Origin of the sequence: Maribacter arcticus (genome assembly GCF_900167935.1) — a bacterium.
Taxonomy (GTDB): domain Bacteria; phylum Bacteroidota; class Bacteroidia; order Flavobacteriales; family Flavobacteriaceae; genus Maribacter; species Maribacter arcticus.
Genome location: NZ_FUYL01000011.1, coordinates 182,192 through 195,826, shown reverse-complemented (window position 1 = coordinate 195,826; position 13,635 = coordinate 182,192). Strand labels below are relative to the sequence as shown.

The window sequence follows — 13,635 nt, the reverse complement described above, 5'->3', positions numbered from 1 at the left end:
AAACCCAGACTCATCATTCTTATACTGGTTGTGCCCTTCACAACTACCATAAACATCAAAGACATCCTTACTGATGTCAACTCCAAAAGTTTCTTTATATTTATTCATAAGAACTGATTTATGAAAGAACTAGCTACTGGTATCACAACAACTTGAAAACGAGATCTAAAGTCTCACAGAACTGAACGTGATTTAAGTAGTAAAAGAGAGAGGATTATCAATGTTGTCGAAGTCTAAAGCTTCACCGTATATAGTAACCTTAATTCTCTCTTTTGTTCTTTCTAGTTATATCAACAATTTACTGAGAATCAAACTTAAGATGTATATAAAAAATAGACGAAACAGTAATAAATTCAATAGTTTTAGCTCGAATCAAACTTTGTTTTTAACTTAAAGTTTGGTGCTTCGAAATCGCCTACTTTTCATATACTAACCGTCAGACTGCGCAATAACCTACTCTTTCTTAATAACTTTGTTGATTACCCTTAAGGCTAAATGGCCATAACATTCTGATATTGGTTATCTTAATGTCATGGATTTTATCACAGGTTTTAACAGGGACCAACTCGTCATGATGGATTTCGAATCATGCCTAGGTCCCGATTCGTGGGCAAGGATTGTAGATATGTTTGTGGACATACTCCCAATGGGAGAACTGGGGTTCAAGGATGTCCTAAACAATGAGGGCAGGCCCCCCTATCGTTCGTCAGACATGCTCAAACTCTATCTCTACGGCTATAAGAACAAACTGCGCTCCTCCCGCCAATTGGAACACGCCTGCAAGGTTAACCTTGAGGTCATCTGGCTCTTGAAGGGGCTAAGGCCATCGGCAAGAAAGATAGCTTACTTCAGAAAGGAAAACGCCAAGGCATTCAAAATGGCCTTTAGATATTTCGTAGTGCTGCTCAAGGACTGGGAACTCATAGAGGGCGAGACCATCGCCATAGACTCTTTTAAGATAAGGGCGCAGAACGCCCTTAAGAACAACTTCAACCAGAAAAAGATTGACCGCCATGTAGATTACATAAACAACAAGATTCTAGAATACCAAAACCAACTCGATACAGGGGACACGGATCTGGACATCCAAGAGATACAGAACAAAATAGTATACCAGAAAACCAAAAAGGAAAAGTACCGGAACATAGAACAAGAGCTGCAGACCAGCGGGGAAAGACAGATCAGCCTTACCGATCCCGATGCCAGATCCGTAGTGCTGCACCGCAACATAATCAATGTGGGGTATAACGTGCAGGCAGGCTGTGATGCAAAACACAAACTCTTCGTCAACAACGACACGGGCACCGTAAACGATACACACGCACTTTCACCCATGGCACTCGATGCAAAGGAACTTTTGGGCATGGAAAAAATGAGGACCCTCACCGATAAAGGGTATACCACGGCCAAACATCTGGAGATATGCACCAAGAACGGAATCACGCCCTACTCATCCCCCAAAGTGCATTCATCACAACACAACGGGCTTTATGCCATGGTCGATTTTAAGTACGACAGAACAAAGAATACCTATACGTGTCCGGCCGATCGAATATTGGACACGAACGGAACGGTCTACAACAAGGCAGGGCACAAGGTAAAGCATTACAAGAATCGACAGGCCTGCAAGGTATGCCTCGTAAGACATCTATGTACGGTAAATAAAAACGGACGGTTCATAGAGCGCTCCATTTATCAGGAGGCCTTGGAGGAAAACCAAAAAAGAGTGGAGGAAAATCCGGAATACTATAGGCTAAGGTAACAAATAACGGAACATCAGTTCGGTACCCTAAAAAGGCAATGGGGCTTCACCCATACATTGATGAGAGGAAAACAAAATGTACTCTCGGAGGTGAATCTGATAATGATTTGTTACAATCTCAAAAGACTTGTGTCAATTGTTGGCCTAAAAGTGTTGAAAGACAAGCTAAAAAGGCTTGTTACCATATTTTTTGCCCTGTTAGAGGAAATATCGGGTCCTAGGGCAGACTTTATTCTGTCCCGGATTCAACACCTCCATTCAGCTACAATAGAGAAAACTGCTTTAGCTACCCCATAAATCCCAATCGATTCATTAATTTTAATCCAAACGGAGTTGCTGCGCAAACTCCCGTTAGCGGCAAGCGCCAATAAAAATAAAGTCGCCTATTGCTTTATTGCCATTCGTCTATTCAATATTCTGTGTTATTTTTAAAAAACCTTCTCTATATTTACTGCTTATAGGAATCTCCTTATTATCAATGACTACACAGTGTTTTTTAATCGTTACTATATGTTTTAATGCCACAATATAGGACCGATGTACTCTTGTAAAATACTCTTTTGGTAGTAATTCTAAGACTTCAGATATTTTATAGCGAGCCAAAATAGGTCGTTTGTCTATATAAAAAGTAACATAATTACCATCACTTTCTATGTATTCTATATTTTGAACAAACAACTGATGAAATTCAGAGCCACTTTTAATGAAAATTGTTTGTTTAGAGATATCAGGAGAAATTTTAGAACTTGAAGTTGTTATCGAAATATTTTTTTCTAAAAACTGTTTTGCTTTCATAACTGCTTGAAGCAGTCTATTAAATTCAATGGGTTTTAAAAGATAATCAATTGCTTTAAGGTCATAACTTTCCAAAGCATATTCAGAATAAGCTGTAGTAAAAATAATAAGTGGTGGGTTTTGCAAAAACTTAGGGAAGCTAATCCCCGATAATTTAGGCATATTTATATCTAAGAACATTACATCAACTTTATGCTCAGGCAAATATTCAAGAGCATCTAAAGGATCTCTAAAAGTTTTCTTTAATACGACAAATGGAATACTACTTAAATGAAACTTAAGTACATCAATAGCAGCCGGTTCATCATCTATTATTACACAGTTCATACGAATCACTTATCAAGTTGCAGAATAAGTAAAGATATAAAATACCCCTTTTCTTCTTTAGTTTCCAAAGTATACGTATTTGGATATAAAATGGAAAGTCTCTTTTTTAAATTGGCAAGCCCAAAGCCAGAGGACTCATCGCCTAAACCATAAGCTCTTTGATGCATGGTATTTGTTACTTCAAAATATAACTTTTTTTGTTCCACCTTTATGGAAATATTGATTATTGATTTTGTTTTAGGATCAATTCCATGTTTAATCGCGTTTTCAACAAAAGGAATAAGCAGCATGGGGCTTATTTTAACAGCATTCACAGCTCCTTTAACAACAAAATTTATAAACACATCGTCTTCTTCAGCAATACGTAATTGATATACTTGAATGAAATTTTTAAGGTGATGAATTTCTTTTTCGAGTGCTACTTTGTCTTCATTCGTTTCATAAACCATATAACGCATCAATTCTGCCAGTTTAGCAATTTCGTCAGCCAATTCTGGTACGTTATGCTTTAAGGATTTGGCATAAAAACTATTTAAAACGTTAAACAAAAAATGAGGATTGATTTTAGATTTTAAAAAAGCCATTTCTGTAGAAAGCTTTTCTTCTAGCAATACTCTTTTAAGTTTTTCATTTTGTATCCAATATTTAATTAGTGCATAAGACAAAGCAACTAATAAAATAAAAAAACTAATCACTGAATTATAGATTAAATACACAACAAAAGATTCACTAGCAGAGGAGAAAAAATTTACCAAATACCCGTAATCTATACTACTTTCAATTAAATTGATAAGTATGAAGCCTCCTAACAAAGAAATAATTAACGCCTTAATTTTTTTCAATCGCAAAAATTTTGGAACTAAAAAAAATGCAGTTACATAAAAAACAATTTGATTCATAAACATCCCAAACCCTATTGCAAGCCAATATGGACCACTTTCTTTTCTAAAGTCACCTATTGTAGCTGTATAGTTTAAAATTAAAAAGTAACCTATTCCCCAAAATAAAATATGAATTATTGGCTCTATATATTTTTTCATATTGAATCGTTTCTTTGTCAAAAATAGGGGTTAAAATAGTTTGAAATTTTAAATGGTACGAAAGAGGTTATTATAGTGACCAAATTCCAGATTGCTGTGAAACTCATCATTTTTCACACAATTATGGGTTTCTATCACAGCAAAGAAGGCAACAATCACATTCATTTTATGGTATCATTCAAACATTCTAATATTGTTTCAAATTAATTATTAAATCATATAAAAATGAAAAAAGCAGTTGTAGTATTCATCGTATTAATCTTAGGAATTAATTCCTTTGGACAATCAACCTCCAACAAGGAATTAACAGAGAATATTGATACGTTATTTGAAAGTTATTCTTACCACAACCGCTTCATTGGAAGTGTTTTAATTAGCAAAGACAATCACATCATCTATCAAAAAAGTTTCGGGTATGCTAATGTAGACGAGCATAAAAAAAATACTGAAAAATCAATATTCAGTATTGCCTCACTCACAAAATCATTGACAGCGGTTGGAGTAATGAAATTAGTTGAAGATGGTAATTTGACCTTGGATACTACTATTTCAACTTACTTTCCAGATTTCATGCCAGACTTTTCAAAAGAGATTACAATACAACATTTACTAAATAACAGCTCTGGCATAGAGGCAAATATAGGCAGAACAGATGATAATGGAAATGGACTTATGCCAGAAGATACTCCCATAACTTTTAATGAACTTTTAGAAAAATTTAAAGATTCAAAATTAAAATTTGAGCCAGGAACAGGTTATGACTATAATAATTTCGGGTACTTGTTGTTAGCTAATATCATTGAAATAGTAAGCGGACAGTCCTACGCTAACTTTATGGAACAAGCAGTCTTTAAACCTGCAGGAATGAAAAATACAAGCATTGCATTTTTCAATTCTTTAAATCAAAAAGCCCAACCATATTTAGGTTTAGGGATGACTGAATTTAAAAAATTTAATTCACCTTTCCATTCATCTTGGCTTAAAGGAGCTGCTGATATGAATTCAACCACTATTGACTTATTTAAATTTATGCAAGCTTTAGATAATGGAACATTATTAAAACCAACTTCTGCAAATAAACTATACACCTCTACACAAGCAATGGGCGTTAATGAAATGGCTTCTGGCTTAGGTTGGGTTATTGATAAAAAAGGAGATGAAAAATGGTTATACAATAACGGGTTACTTCCTGGTTATGCGTCAGTGATGGGTACTTTGTCAGAAAAAAATATTAAAATAATCATTCTATCTAATGCTACATCTGTAAATCCTGTAATTGATGAGTTTCAAGGTGAAGTTACTTTTGTTCCAGAAATTACTGATAAAATAATTTCACTGTTTCAAGGTAAAAGCATAGAAAATTTACCAATACCAAAAAAGATTAAAAACACAAGTATAGTTAATGTTACTAAAGAATATCACTTAGATGATAAACACTCTCTTTTCCTTAAAAAGGAAGGGAACACATATACATTAGAAACAGCAGGTAATGAACCTTGGTCGGTTTTTACATATACGTTTTCAAGAAATGCAAATGAAAATGATTCCTTTAGTGAAACTGCATTGTTTTTTGCGAATGCAATGAGTACTCAAAATTTTGAAGGACTTATAAATTACGCCAATGATCAAATGAAAGGTTTTTTAGGTACTGAAGAAGGTTTAGGGCAATTAAAAGGAATGTGGAGCAATTTTTTACAGCATGCTGGCAAATTTATTTCATATAATATCTATAAAATTGATGGTGATGATATTAAAAATGTTCATATCAGATTTCATTTTGAAACAGTTGATATCGGAATCGTATTAAGTCTTAATACCAATCATAAAATACAAGGAATGTTTATGGATGATTCAGTTAAAACAAATCATATTAATACTGTAAAATTAATACCTATAAGTGAAAATGAATTTTTCATCAATGGTCATCAAAATGGTGGTATGCAAGATTTAAAAATAACAGCATCTAATAAGGGATTAATCTTAACAGATGGTTCTATAAGTTTTAAAGCTGAGGCTATAAACCCATAGCAGAATAATAAAAACCAGCCACTAAAAATGTATATAAAAAATAGCTATTAAGAACTAGATTAATGATTTGGCTCTTAACAGCTATCTTTGTTTCTAAACTAAATATTGGCGCATAAACCCGCTACTTTTCATACACAAACACGTTAGCTACAATAAATGAATATCTTGAAAAAAAATAATACAATATTATTGTTCATAATGTTTTCATTAATGCAAGTTAATTTAATTGCACAAGAGAAAATGGAGAAATTTCAAACACAATTTGGAGAAATTTTTATAGTTTCCAATAGTAAAAGTTCCACAATTGGTAATCTTGATGAAAGCGTAGAAATAGAAATTATAGATTTTATTGAAGAATGGGGATATGATGCAACTCCAGAAGATGAAAATCGTAATTATTATTCTGATGTACAATATACTTTAGGAGTTCAAGTAAAAGACCTTGAAAAAAGATTCAGTTTTTATAGTTCTGATATTAAACAAAAAGATAGCGTTGCTTTTGACTTTGGCAGTCATAAAATCCTAATTCTATCTGATAAGTACACAAATTCATCAGCATTAATTGAAATGATAATTACCAAAAAAGATAACAAATAGATTAAAGTGGTTAACAAATACTATGCGTAATGGCAAATTCTTACCTATGCTGAAAATTCGGTTGAAATTTTCAGCTTGGCATGTATTTACTACGTTTTGTAATAAAGTACGCACTTGTTCATAGCTGAGAACCGGTATCTTAATTAGCTTTTGACTAAAAGACAGGAATATGGAACAAAAATTCACTACTGTTGACGAATACATAAATGCCTTTCCTGAAAATGTACAGGATTTCTTAAAAAAAATTCGCACAACAATTTTAGATAATGCGCCTAAGGCAACAGAACAAATGTCTTATGGAATGCCCGCCTACAAGACAAACAATAAACCCTTGGTCTATTTTGGTGCCTTTTCAAAACACATCGGTTTTTACGCAACACCTTCAGGTCACAAAGAATTTGAAGAACAACTTTCTACATATACACAAGGCAAAGGCTCTGTTCAGTTTCCATATAAAAAACCGATACCCTACGAACTTATTGCGCAAATTGTAAAATTCAGAGTATCCCGAAATTTAAAAGCATTTAAATAATGAAAGCTTCAGCTAAACATAATGAACGAATAGAAAAAATGACTTTCTCCTCAGTCTATCCACATTACGTAACTAAGGTGGAAAAGAAAGGAAGAACAAAAACAGAATTACACGAAGTGATAGAATGGTTAACCGGTTATGATGAATTGAAGTTACAGTCATTAATTGATGAAAAGGCAACATTTAAAAAATTCTTTCAAAACGTAAAATTGAATCCGAATGCTTATTTAATTAAAGGAGTAATATGTGGCTATCGAATAGAGGATATTGAAAACCCTTTAACCCGAAAAGTAAGATATTTAGACAAATTAGTTGATGAATTAGCCAAAGGTCGTAAAATGGAAAAAATATTACGAACCGAATAAATTACTGATGTTAACACCACTTATAAAGCAATTAATGAAAATCATAATTACTATTTTAATTTTAAGTTTTAACTTCTCATTATTCGCGCAATCGAATCAAATGATTGGAGATTATACGCATATTATTGGTCAAGAAAAAACTCGCAAAATAAACTATAAGCTGACCTTAAATCAAGATGGGACTTTCTTATTTCATTCTTATACAAAAGATAAACAGGGCATTCCTCCTGAAGTAAATGCATATGGAAAAGGAAAATGGGAAGCAGAAAAAAATATTATTTTATTTTTCACGGATAAAGAAAATGATATTGATGAAAAATATGATTTAGACTTCAATGGTTCTAAAGCGAGATTTATCTCAAAATCACCCAGAGACAAAACTGACCGGATAGTAGAAACAAGTCTACAGTTTTTTGAATCGAAAATCTTTTGGATTGAAAGATTAAAAATTTTAAAAAATTAATACGTTAGAAATAAATCTTAATTACGAACTAAACCAAAGGTTATCGCAAGTTTACCGCGTCTGATTTTTCTTCTAAAAATCTTCGCATGTAACAATAAACTATTGATATACTGAACATTATCGCCAATTTATAAAATCAGATAGATAAATCATATGACCATGAATGACAATCAAAGTGAGTTAATAAAGACCGCAAGAACCGCAGGAATTTGGTACTTAATTATGGCAATTTCTGGCATTTTGGGATTTCTAATATTTCATCCTCAGATATTTGACTCAGAAGACGGTCATAAAACACTAACAAATCTCATTGACCTTAAATCTGTTGCTAGAACCCGACTACTATTGGAATTTGCAATTATTGTTTCACAAGCTCTTACCGCAGTATGGTTTTATAAATTATTTAGAAATATAAACGAATGGGCAGCATGGTCTGTTGGTATTTGGGGAATGATAAATTCTGTAGCAATAATGATTAGTGCAATTTCGATGGGTTCCGCTATTGAAATTGCGAGTTCTTCCCATACCGTTGAAGACAAAGTAATATTAATCGAACTTTTAAGTAGTTTAATTACAAATGCTTGGGGTGTCGGTAGTCTTTTCTTTGGTCTTTGGCTTATCCCTTTGGGGTACATTGTTACCAGTTCAAAAAGAATGCCTATTTGGCTGGGGCGAATACTAATTATAGGTGGTATTGGCTACCTCATAAGTGCTGTGGTCAATTACATGGGCTTTGTTAACCCCTTGTTAGATTATTTAACCGTTCCTGCGACAGTTGGAGAATTCTGGATGATAGGCTATTTATTGATTTTTGGGATACGACCAGCGAATGAATAATTACGAATACTACCAAAAGGAAAAAAGCAATAACAGCGAATACAATCATGATTTATTCAGATATACAAATAAGACAGTCAACATGACCAATAAAAACATACCCTTTCAGTCTATTGACTGGACTAAAGTTCAAAAAACTGAACACATGGGTGAAACAGGAATCGCATATTGGCAAACTACTCAGTTTAACGGATTACGAATTCGCATGGTAGAGTACTCAAAAGATTACTTTGCTAATCACTGGTGTGAAAAAGGGCATATTGTTCAATGTTTAGAAGGTACCTTTGTAAGTGAACTGAAAAATGGGGAAAAAGTAACTTTGACAAAAGGAATGACCTATGTGGTTTCTGATGAATTCAGTTCTCATCGTTCCATTACTAAAGACGGAGTTAAATTACTAATCATTGATGGTGATTTTTTAAAGAAAAATGAATAAAAGGAGTGATAAGACCATACCAACCGAGCGATAAATCGGGTTTATTAAAAGTATTTTATCTTAACACACCAAAGTATTTTGACAAAAGCGAAGTACATGATTTTGAGGAATATTTAGAAAATAACGCCGATTCCTATCTCACTATTGAAATGAATAATAGTATTGTTGGCGGAACTGGTTATTATATCAATGAAAATGATAATTAAGGACGAATTACCTGGATATTTTTTGACCCAAATTTTTCTGGGCAAGGTCTGGGTAAACAATCCGTTGAATATTGTTTAAACCTTTTGGGTAAAGATGAAAGAGTAGAAATATTCATTGTAACTACCTCTCAGCTTGCTTATAAGTTTTTTGAAAAATTCGATTACCGCATTATTCGTATAGAAAAAAATTATTGGGGAGATGGTCTTGATTTATACGAAATGGAAAAATCTAAGGAATAAATGAACAACACAAATATAAGCTAATGAAGAAGGGAATATTTATAGTATTGTTTTTAATAGGTGTTACTTTTGGTTGTAATACTGACAAAACAAATACAACAAGTGAAACGAATAAAGTCAATCAGAAAGAAGCGGTCTCTGACACATTAACAAAGCATTTGAGACCTTTTAATTCAGACTTACCCACTATTGGTCTTTTGATGTATAACGGAGTATTACAAAGCGAAGTTATTGCAACATCTGATGTTTTTGCAAAACCGTCAGAAGAAGGTAAACAACTTTTTAACGTGGTGTCGATAGCTGAAACTAAAAATGCCATTACTACAGAGGAAGGAATGCATTTTGTACCTGATTACAACTTTGAAAATTGCCCTAAATTAACAGCTCTATTTGTACCGAGTGCTTACGATATGTATGCGCAAGTTCACAATGACAAGATTGTCTGTTTTATAAAAGAAAAGGATAAGGAAACCACATACACCGTAAGTAATTGTGCTGGTGCTCAATTAATCGGAAAATCTGGTATCGCAGATGGATATAAAATTGTTACGTGGATTGGTGGTGGAGAGCAATTACAAAAAGATTATCCGAATTTAATAGTACAAAATGATAGTTTAGTAACTTTTGTGGAAGACGGTAAATTTAGTTCGTCGAACGGAAATTTAGCAAGCTACATTTCGGCATTAAATTTATTAGAAAAAATGACCAATACCGAACATAGAAAATTTGTAGAAACCTATTTATACCTCGACCGCCTAAAAGATTGGAATAAATAAAGCACATTTAATTATTGCATGTACAAAAAGCTTCTTTTACACTATGTTTAATGCACAAATAATCAACTAATAGTGCTAACTTATGGCTATCATTGAAAAAGATTTAGAAAAGAATTTTCAATTTTTAGTAGAAGAATTCGGATTTGAAAAAATGCCTGAATATGTTCATGTTAGAGAAATTTATAACGACTATTGGAAAAAGAATCTAGTGGTCAAATTTATCTACGACGGTACGCTCCGAATTAATATTTCAAAGCAAAAAAGTTATACGCAAGATGTTTATTTTTCTGAAAAGAATCATAATAGAATTATGTCCCATCAAAATAAAATAAGTGCTGAGGAGCTAAAAACTCTTTACAACAATCCAGGGAATTTCGAAGGTCAAGCCCAACTGATTGCAGAAACGTTAAAAAATAATACAAACATTCTGGATTAAAGAACTCTAAAATATGAGCCACCCTAGAATAACAATTGCAAAAAGAGGAATTCAAATAAGTTCTTCAATTTATTTGATCCTCTTTATTTTTATTATTTCCTTTAATAGTCAAAATAAAAAATATAACACCTCTGAAAATACTTCAAATCTAAAAGAAAGTATAAGCGACACCTCTGATTCAAAAACAACAAATACAAACTACACCTACCAGTTTCCTTACGTAGATTCAATTCCAAACCCAGCAATTCAAATAAGCCAGTTCGTGCGAAGAATATTTCAAGATGACAATGAAAATCTCTGGTTTGGCACCAATGGAGATGGTGTTGCCAGATATAACGGAGAACAGCTTGAATATTTCTCTATAAACCAAGGTTTTGGTGGTTTGGCAGTTCGTGGTATTGTTCAAGATAAAGATGGAAATCTATGGTTTGGCACCAATAGCGGATTAACGAAATATGACGGAGAATCTATTACAAATTATACCGACAAAAATGGTCTTGTAAACAACGATATTTGGAGTATGAACATAGATAATGCGGGTATAATTTGGATTGGCACTTTGCAAGGTATAAGTCTTTTCGATGGTAAAAAATTCACCCCTTTTATACTGCCAGAGTTTAAACCCGATAATAATAGAGGTGTGACAAGCTCAAAAATTGTACATAGTATAATGCAAGACCGAAAAGGAAATATGTGGTTTGGCACTAATGCAGGAGCATTTATTTATGATGGAAAATCGTTAACCAATTTATCAGAAAAAGATGGTTTGTGTAACAATGCCGTGAATGATATTTTAGAAGATAAAATGGGTAATATTTGGTTTGCCACGCATTATAAAGGAGTCTGTTACTGGGATGGAAAAACATTCACAACCTTAGCAACTAAAGAAAGAAAAAGTGGTACTGAAGTTTGGAGTTTATATGAAGATACCTCTGGTCAAATATGGTTTCCCATTGAGAATTTCGGAGTATATCGTTATAACAGCACATCACTTACTAATTTTGATAAAAAAGATGGTCTTGCTAGCGGTGCAATACAAGACATTTATGAGGATAGCCAAGGGAATTTATGGTTAGGAGGTTACATGGGGCTCTTTCGATATAATGGTGATTCTTTTTATAGTGTTTCCAAAAATGGACCCTGGTAAAGTAGTTTTTATTGAAATCTCGATTGTTCACCTAGGCTTATATACAATACTCTTACAGCAAAAAAAATAGTTACAACTGCTATTTTTTTTGAATTAAAACACTTTATTTAATTTTTAATAATCTTATTTAAACGACTTAAACAAGTGTCACTCGCTAACACATTAAGAATTAATGAAAATTATAGGTATAGGTAAAAATTATGTAGAGGATAAAGCAGAAATAAATGGTCTAAAAAATGACACACAACTAATATTCACGAAACCAGATTCGTCATTAGTTACTGGTAATAAAGAATATTCCAAAGAATGTAACAGTTATAAAAATGTTTAATCTTTATGTAAACGCATAAAATGAAAAACTCCTTTATTCTGCTATTCACATTTTTAAGTTTAAGCGCTTACACTCAAAATAAGCTTGAATATTTAAAAAATAATCGAATCGATTTAAGTTCGTCAGAATTTAACTTTCCTGATAAAGAATTCAATATTATAGGTTTTGGCGGCTACCACGGAAGTTCTAAAATAGAAGATGTTGAAATTGAACTACTGACCTCTTTGTCCAAAAATAAATCTATTAAATACTATTTACCAGAGACAGATTATAGTATCGCACATTTTTTCAATCAATATTTAAAAACAGGAGACACTATTTTACTAAAAGACTTAGTCACCGTCTACGGAATTCGCGTACCACAAGAAAGAACGATTGAAGTCTACGAAAAATGGAAAAAACTAAAAAAGCTAAATGATAAACTTCCAAAAAAAGAGAAGCTTAATGTTGTTGGTATTGATATACAGGTCAATTACAAGTATGTATCAAAGTACATTTTAGAAGTAGTAAAAGAATCGAAAAGTGAACCGAAAGCTATTCAAGCTATTCAAGCTATTCGCGAAATGGTGACGATTGATACGACTAGTTATAACTTAGGCGATTTAAGCTACGCCTACAAAGTTTTAAAGAGCTTTGTAACTGACTATGAAAACAATAGAAGTCTTTATGAAAAAAACATCATCAAAAAATCTAACTTTAAACATATTATAAAAAACTTAAACATCTCATTTGATTTTTCTAATCAATATAGAGATAGAGATAATGTGATGTATGAAAATTACCTTTCTTTAGATGCTATCCACAATTTTAAAACCCAACCACAATTTTTAAGAATGGGCTTCTCGCACATTGAAAAATCGAGAGAAGGACAAGATGGCTATCCTTATTTTTTTACCCGATTAATTGAAAACAAAATCTATGATAAGAACAAGGTTATATCTATCATAGGATATTATACAGATAGTAAAGTTGTATGGGATGAACTGTATGACGACCAAGGAAATTATAAGGGTTACACGGTTGAAGCAGGTTTTGGAATAGGAGATTATCAAAAGGAATATTTTAGAGGTATTCAAAACTTAAAAGACGCTAAGTTATCTGATAGAACTCTTTTCAAATTAAACAAAACGAATTCGCCTTACCTACTAAACGAACCAGATTTAATTGAAGTAATCATGGAAGATGAAAAGTCGAATGGTGATGCCGTAAAAGGAATGTCACCGTTAGATTTTTTAGATTATGCCATACTCATATCTAATTCTAAAGAGAGTACACCCATCTTTGAAATGAAGTAAAATCCTTGTATCTGTAGTCGCA

Annotated in this window: 17 protein-coding genes and 1 pseudogene; 15 read left to right on the top strand and 3 right to left on the bottom strand. The window is 32.7% G+C overall.

Features of this window, described 5'->3' with window-relative positions:
* A pseudogene (locus tag B5X55_RS19350) lies at positions 1–108 on the bottom strand (IS110 family transposase); the annotation flags it as partial.
* Between the two features lie 424 nt (positions 109–532).
* Here B5X55_RS19350 and B5X55_RS16705 point away from each other — a divergent pair.
* Positions 533–1,762 (top strand): transposase, encoded by a 1,230-nt coding sequence (locus tag B5X55_RS16705; protein WP_200811629.1) that lies wholly within the window; start codon positions 533–535, stop codon positions 1,760–1,762.
* A gap of 405 nt (positions 1,763–2,167) precedes the next feature.
* Here the strand turns inward: B5X55_RS16705 and B5X55_RS16700 are convergent, their stop codons facing one another.
* Both B5X55_RS16700 and B5X55_RS16695 read right to left on the bottom strand, forming a co-directional pair.
* A complete protein-coding gene (locus tag B5X55_RS16700; RefSeq protein WP_079513983.1) occupies positions 2,168–2,884 on the bottom strand; it encodes a LytR/AlgR family response regulator transcription factor in 717 nt (238 codons plus the stop codon).
* Between the two features lie 5 nt (positions 2,885–2,889).
* Complete coding sequence (locus B5X55_RS16695; protein WP_079513981.1) at positions 2,890–3,924, bottom strand: sensor histidine kinase; 1,035 nt, start codon at positions 3,922–3,924, stop codon at positions 2,890–2,892.
* 225 nt (positions 3,925–4,149) lie between these two features.
* Between B5X55_RS16695 and B5X55_RS16690 the strand changes: the two genes are divergently transcribed.
* The 14 genes from B5X55_RS16690 (at position 4,150) to B5X55_RS16630 (ending at position 13,613) form a co-directional block, all read left to right on the top strand.
* On the top strand, positions 4,150–5,952 hold the full coding sequence (locus B5X55_RS16690; RefSeq protein ID WP_079513979.1) for a serine hydrolase domain-containing protein: 1,803 nt from the start codon (positions 4,150–4,152) through the stop codon (positions 5,950–5,952).
* 210 nt (positions 5,953–6,162) lie between these two features.
* Positions 6,163–6,549 carry a hypothetical protein gene (locus B5X55_RS16685; protein ID WP_143814525.1) on the top strand — a complete coding sequence of 129 codons (387 nt, stop codon included), beginning with the start codon at positions 6,163–6,165 and terminating at the stop codon, positions 6,547–6,549.
* 169 nt (positions 6,550–6,718) lie between these two features.
* Positions 6,719–7,081 carry an iron chaperone gene (locus tag B5X55_RS16680; protein ID WP_079513975.1) on the top strand — a complete coding sequence of 121 codons (363 nt, stop codon included), beginning with the start codon at positions 6,719–6,721 and terminating at the stop codon, positions 7,079–7,081.
* Complete coding sequence (locus B5X55_RS16675; protein WP_079513973.1) at positions 7,081–7,446, top strand: DUF2200 domain-containing protein; 366 nt, start codon at positions 7,081–7,083, stop codon at positions 7,444–7,446. Before B5X55_RS16680 ends, B5X55_RS16675 begins: the two co-directional genes overlap by 1 nt.
* A 34-nt stretch (positions 7,447–7,480) precedes the next feature.
* Entirely contained in the window at positions 7,481–7,909 is a 429-nt protein-coding gene (locus B5X55_RS16670) for a copper resistance protein NlpE N-terminal domain-containing protein (protein ID WP_159447562.1), read from the top strand.
* 159 nt (positions 7,910–8,068) lie between these two features.
* A complete protein-coding gene (locus B5X55_RS16665) occupies positions 8,069–8,746 on the top strand; it encodes a DUF4386 domain-containing protein (protein ID WP_200811628.1) in 678 nt (225 codons plus the stop codon).
* The gene (locus tag B5X55_RS16660) at positions 8,739–9,182 is read left to right on the top strand and encodes a DHCW motif cupin fold protein (protein WP_234999776.1); all 444 of its coding nucleotides are present in this window, start codon (positions 8,739–8,741) and stop codon (positions 9,180–9,182) included. The genes B5X55_RS16665 and B5X55_RS16660 overlap by 8 nt, the downstream gene beginning before the upstream one ends.
* Positions 9,183–9,187: 5 nt before the next feature.
* Entirely contained in the window at positions 9,188–9,388 is a 201-nt protein-coding gene (locus tag B5X55_RS16655; RefSeq protein WP_079513967.1) for a hypothetical protein, read from the top strand.
* 6 nt (positions 9,389–9,394) lie between these two features.
* Positions 9,395–9,628, top strand: a complete 234-nt coding sequence (locus tag B5X55_RS16650) for a GNAT family N-acetyltransferase (RefSeq protein ID WP_079513965.1) — start codon at positions 9,395–9,397, stop codon at positions 9,626–9,628.
* A 23-nt stretch (positions 9,629–9,651) separates the two neighbouring features.
* Positions 9,652–10,404 (top strand): DJ-1/PfpI family protein, encoded by a 753-nt coding sequence (locus B5X55_RS16645; RefSeq protein ID WP_079513963.1) that lies wholly within the window; start codon positions 9,652–9,654, stop codon positions 10,402–10,404.
* An 82-nt stretch (positions 10,405–10,486) separates the two neighbouring features.
* Complete coding sequence (locus tag B5X55_RS16640; RefSeq protein ID WP_079513961.1) at positions 10,487–10,840, top strand: hypothetical protein; 354 nt, start codon at positions 10,487–10,489, stop codon at positions 10,838–10,840.
* Positions 10,841–10,853: 13 nt separating this feature from the next.
* On the top strand, positions 10,854–11,987 hold the full coding sequence (locus tag B5X55_RS16635; RefSeq protein ID WP_079513959.1) for a ligand-binding sensor domain-containing protein: 1,134 nt from the start codon (positions 10,854–10,856) through the stop codon (positions 11,985–11,987).
* A 172-nt stretch (positions 11,988–12,159) separates the two neighbouring features.
* The gene (locus tag B5X55_RS18825) at positions 12,160–12,318 is read left to right on the top strand and encodes a hypothetical protein (RefSeq protein ID WP_159447561.1); all 159 of its coding nucleotides are present in this window, start codon (positions 12,160–12,162) and stop codon (positions 12,316–12,318) included.
* Positions 12,319–12,338: 20 nt separating this feature from the next.
* Positions 12,339–13,613, top strand: a complete 1,275-nt coding sequence (locus tag B5X55_RS16630; RefSeq protein ID WP_079513957.1) for a hypothetical protein — start codon at positions 12,339–12,341, stop codon at positions 13,611–13,613.
* Positions 13,614–13,635 lie beyond the last annotated feature (22 nt).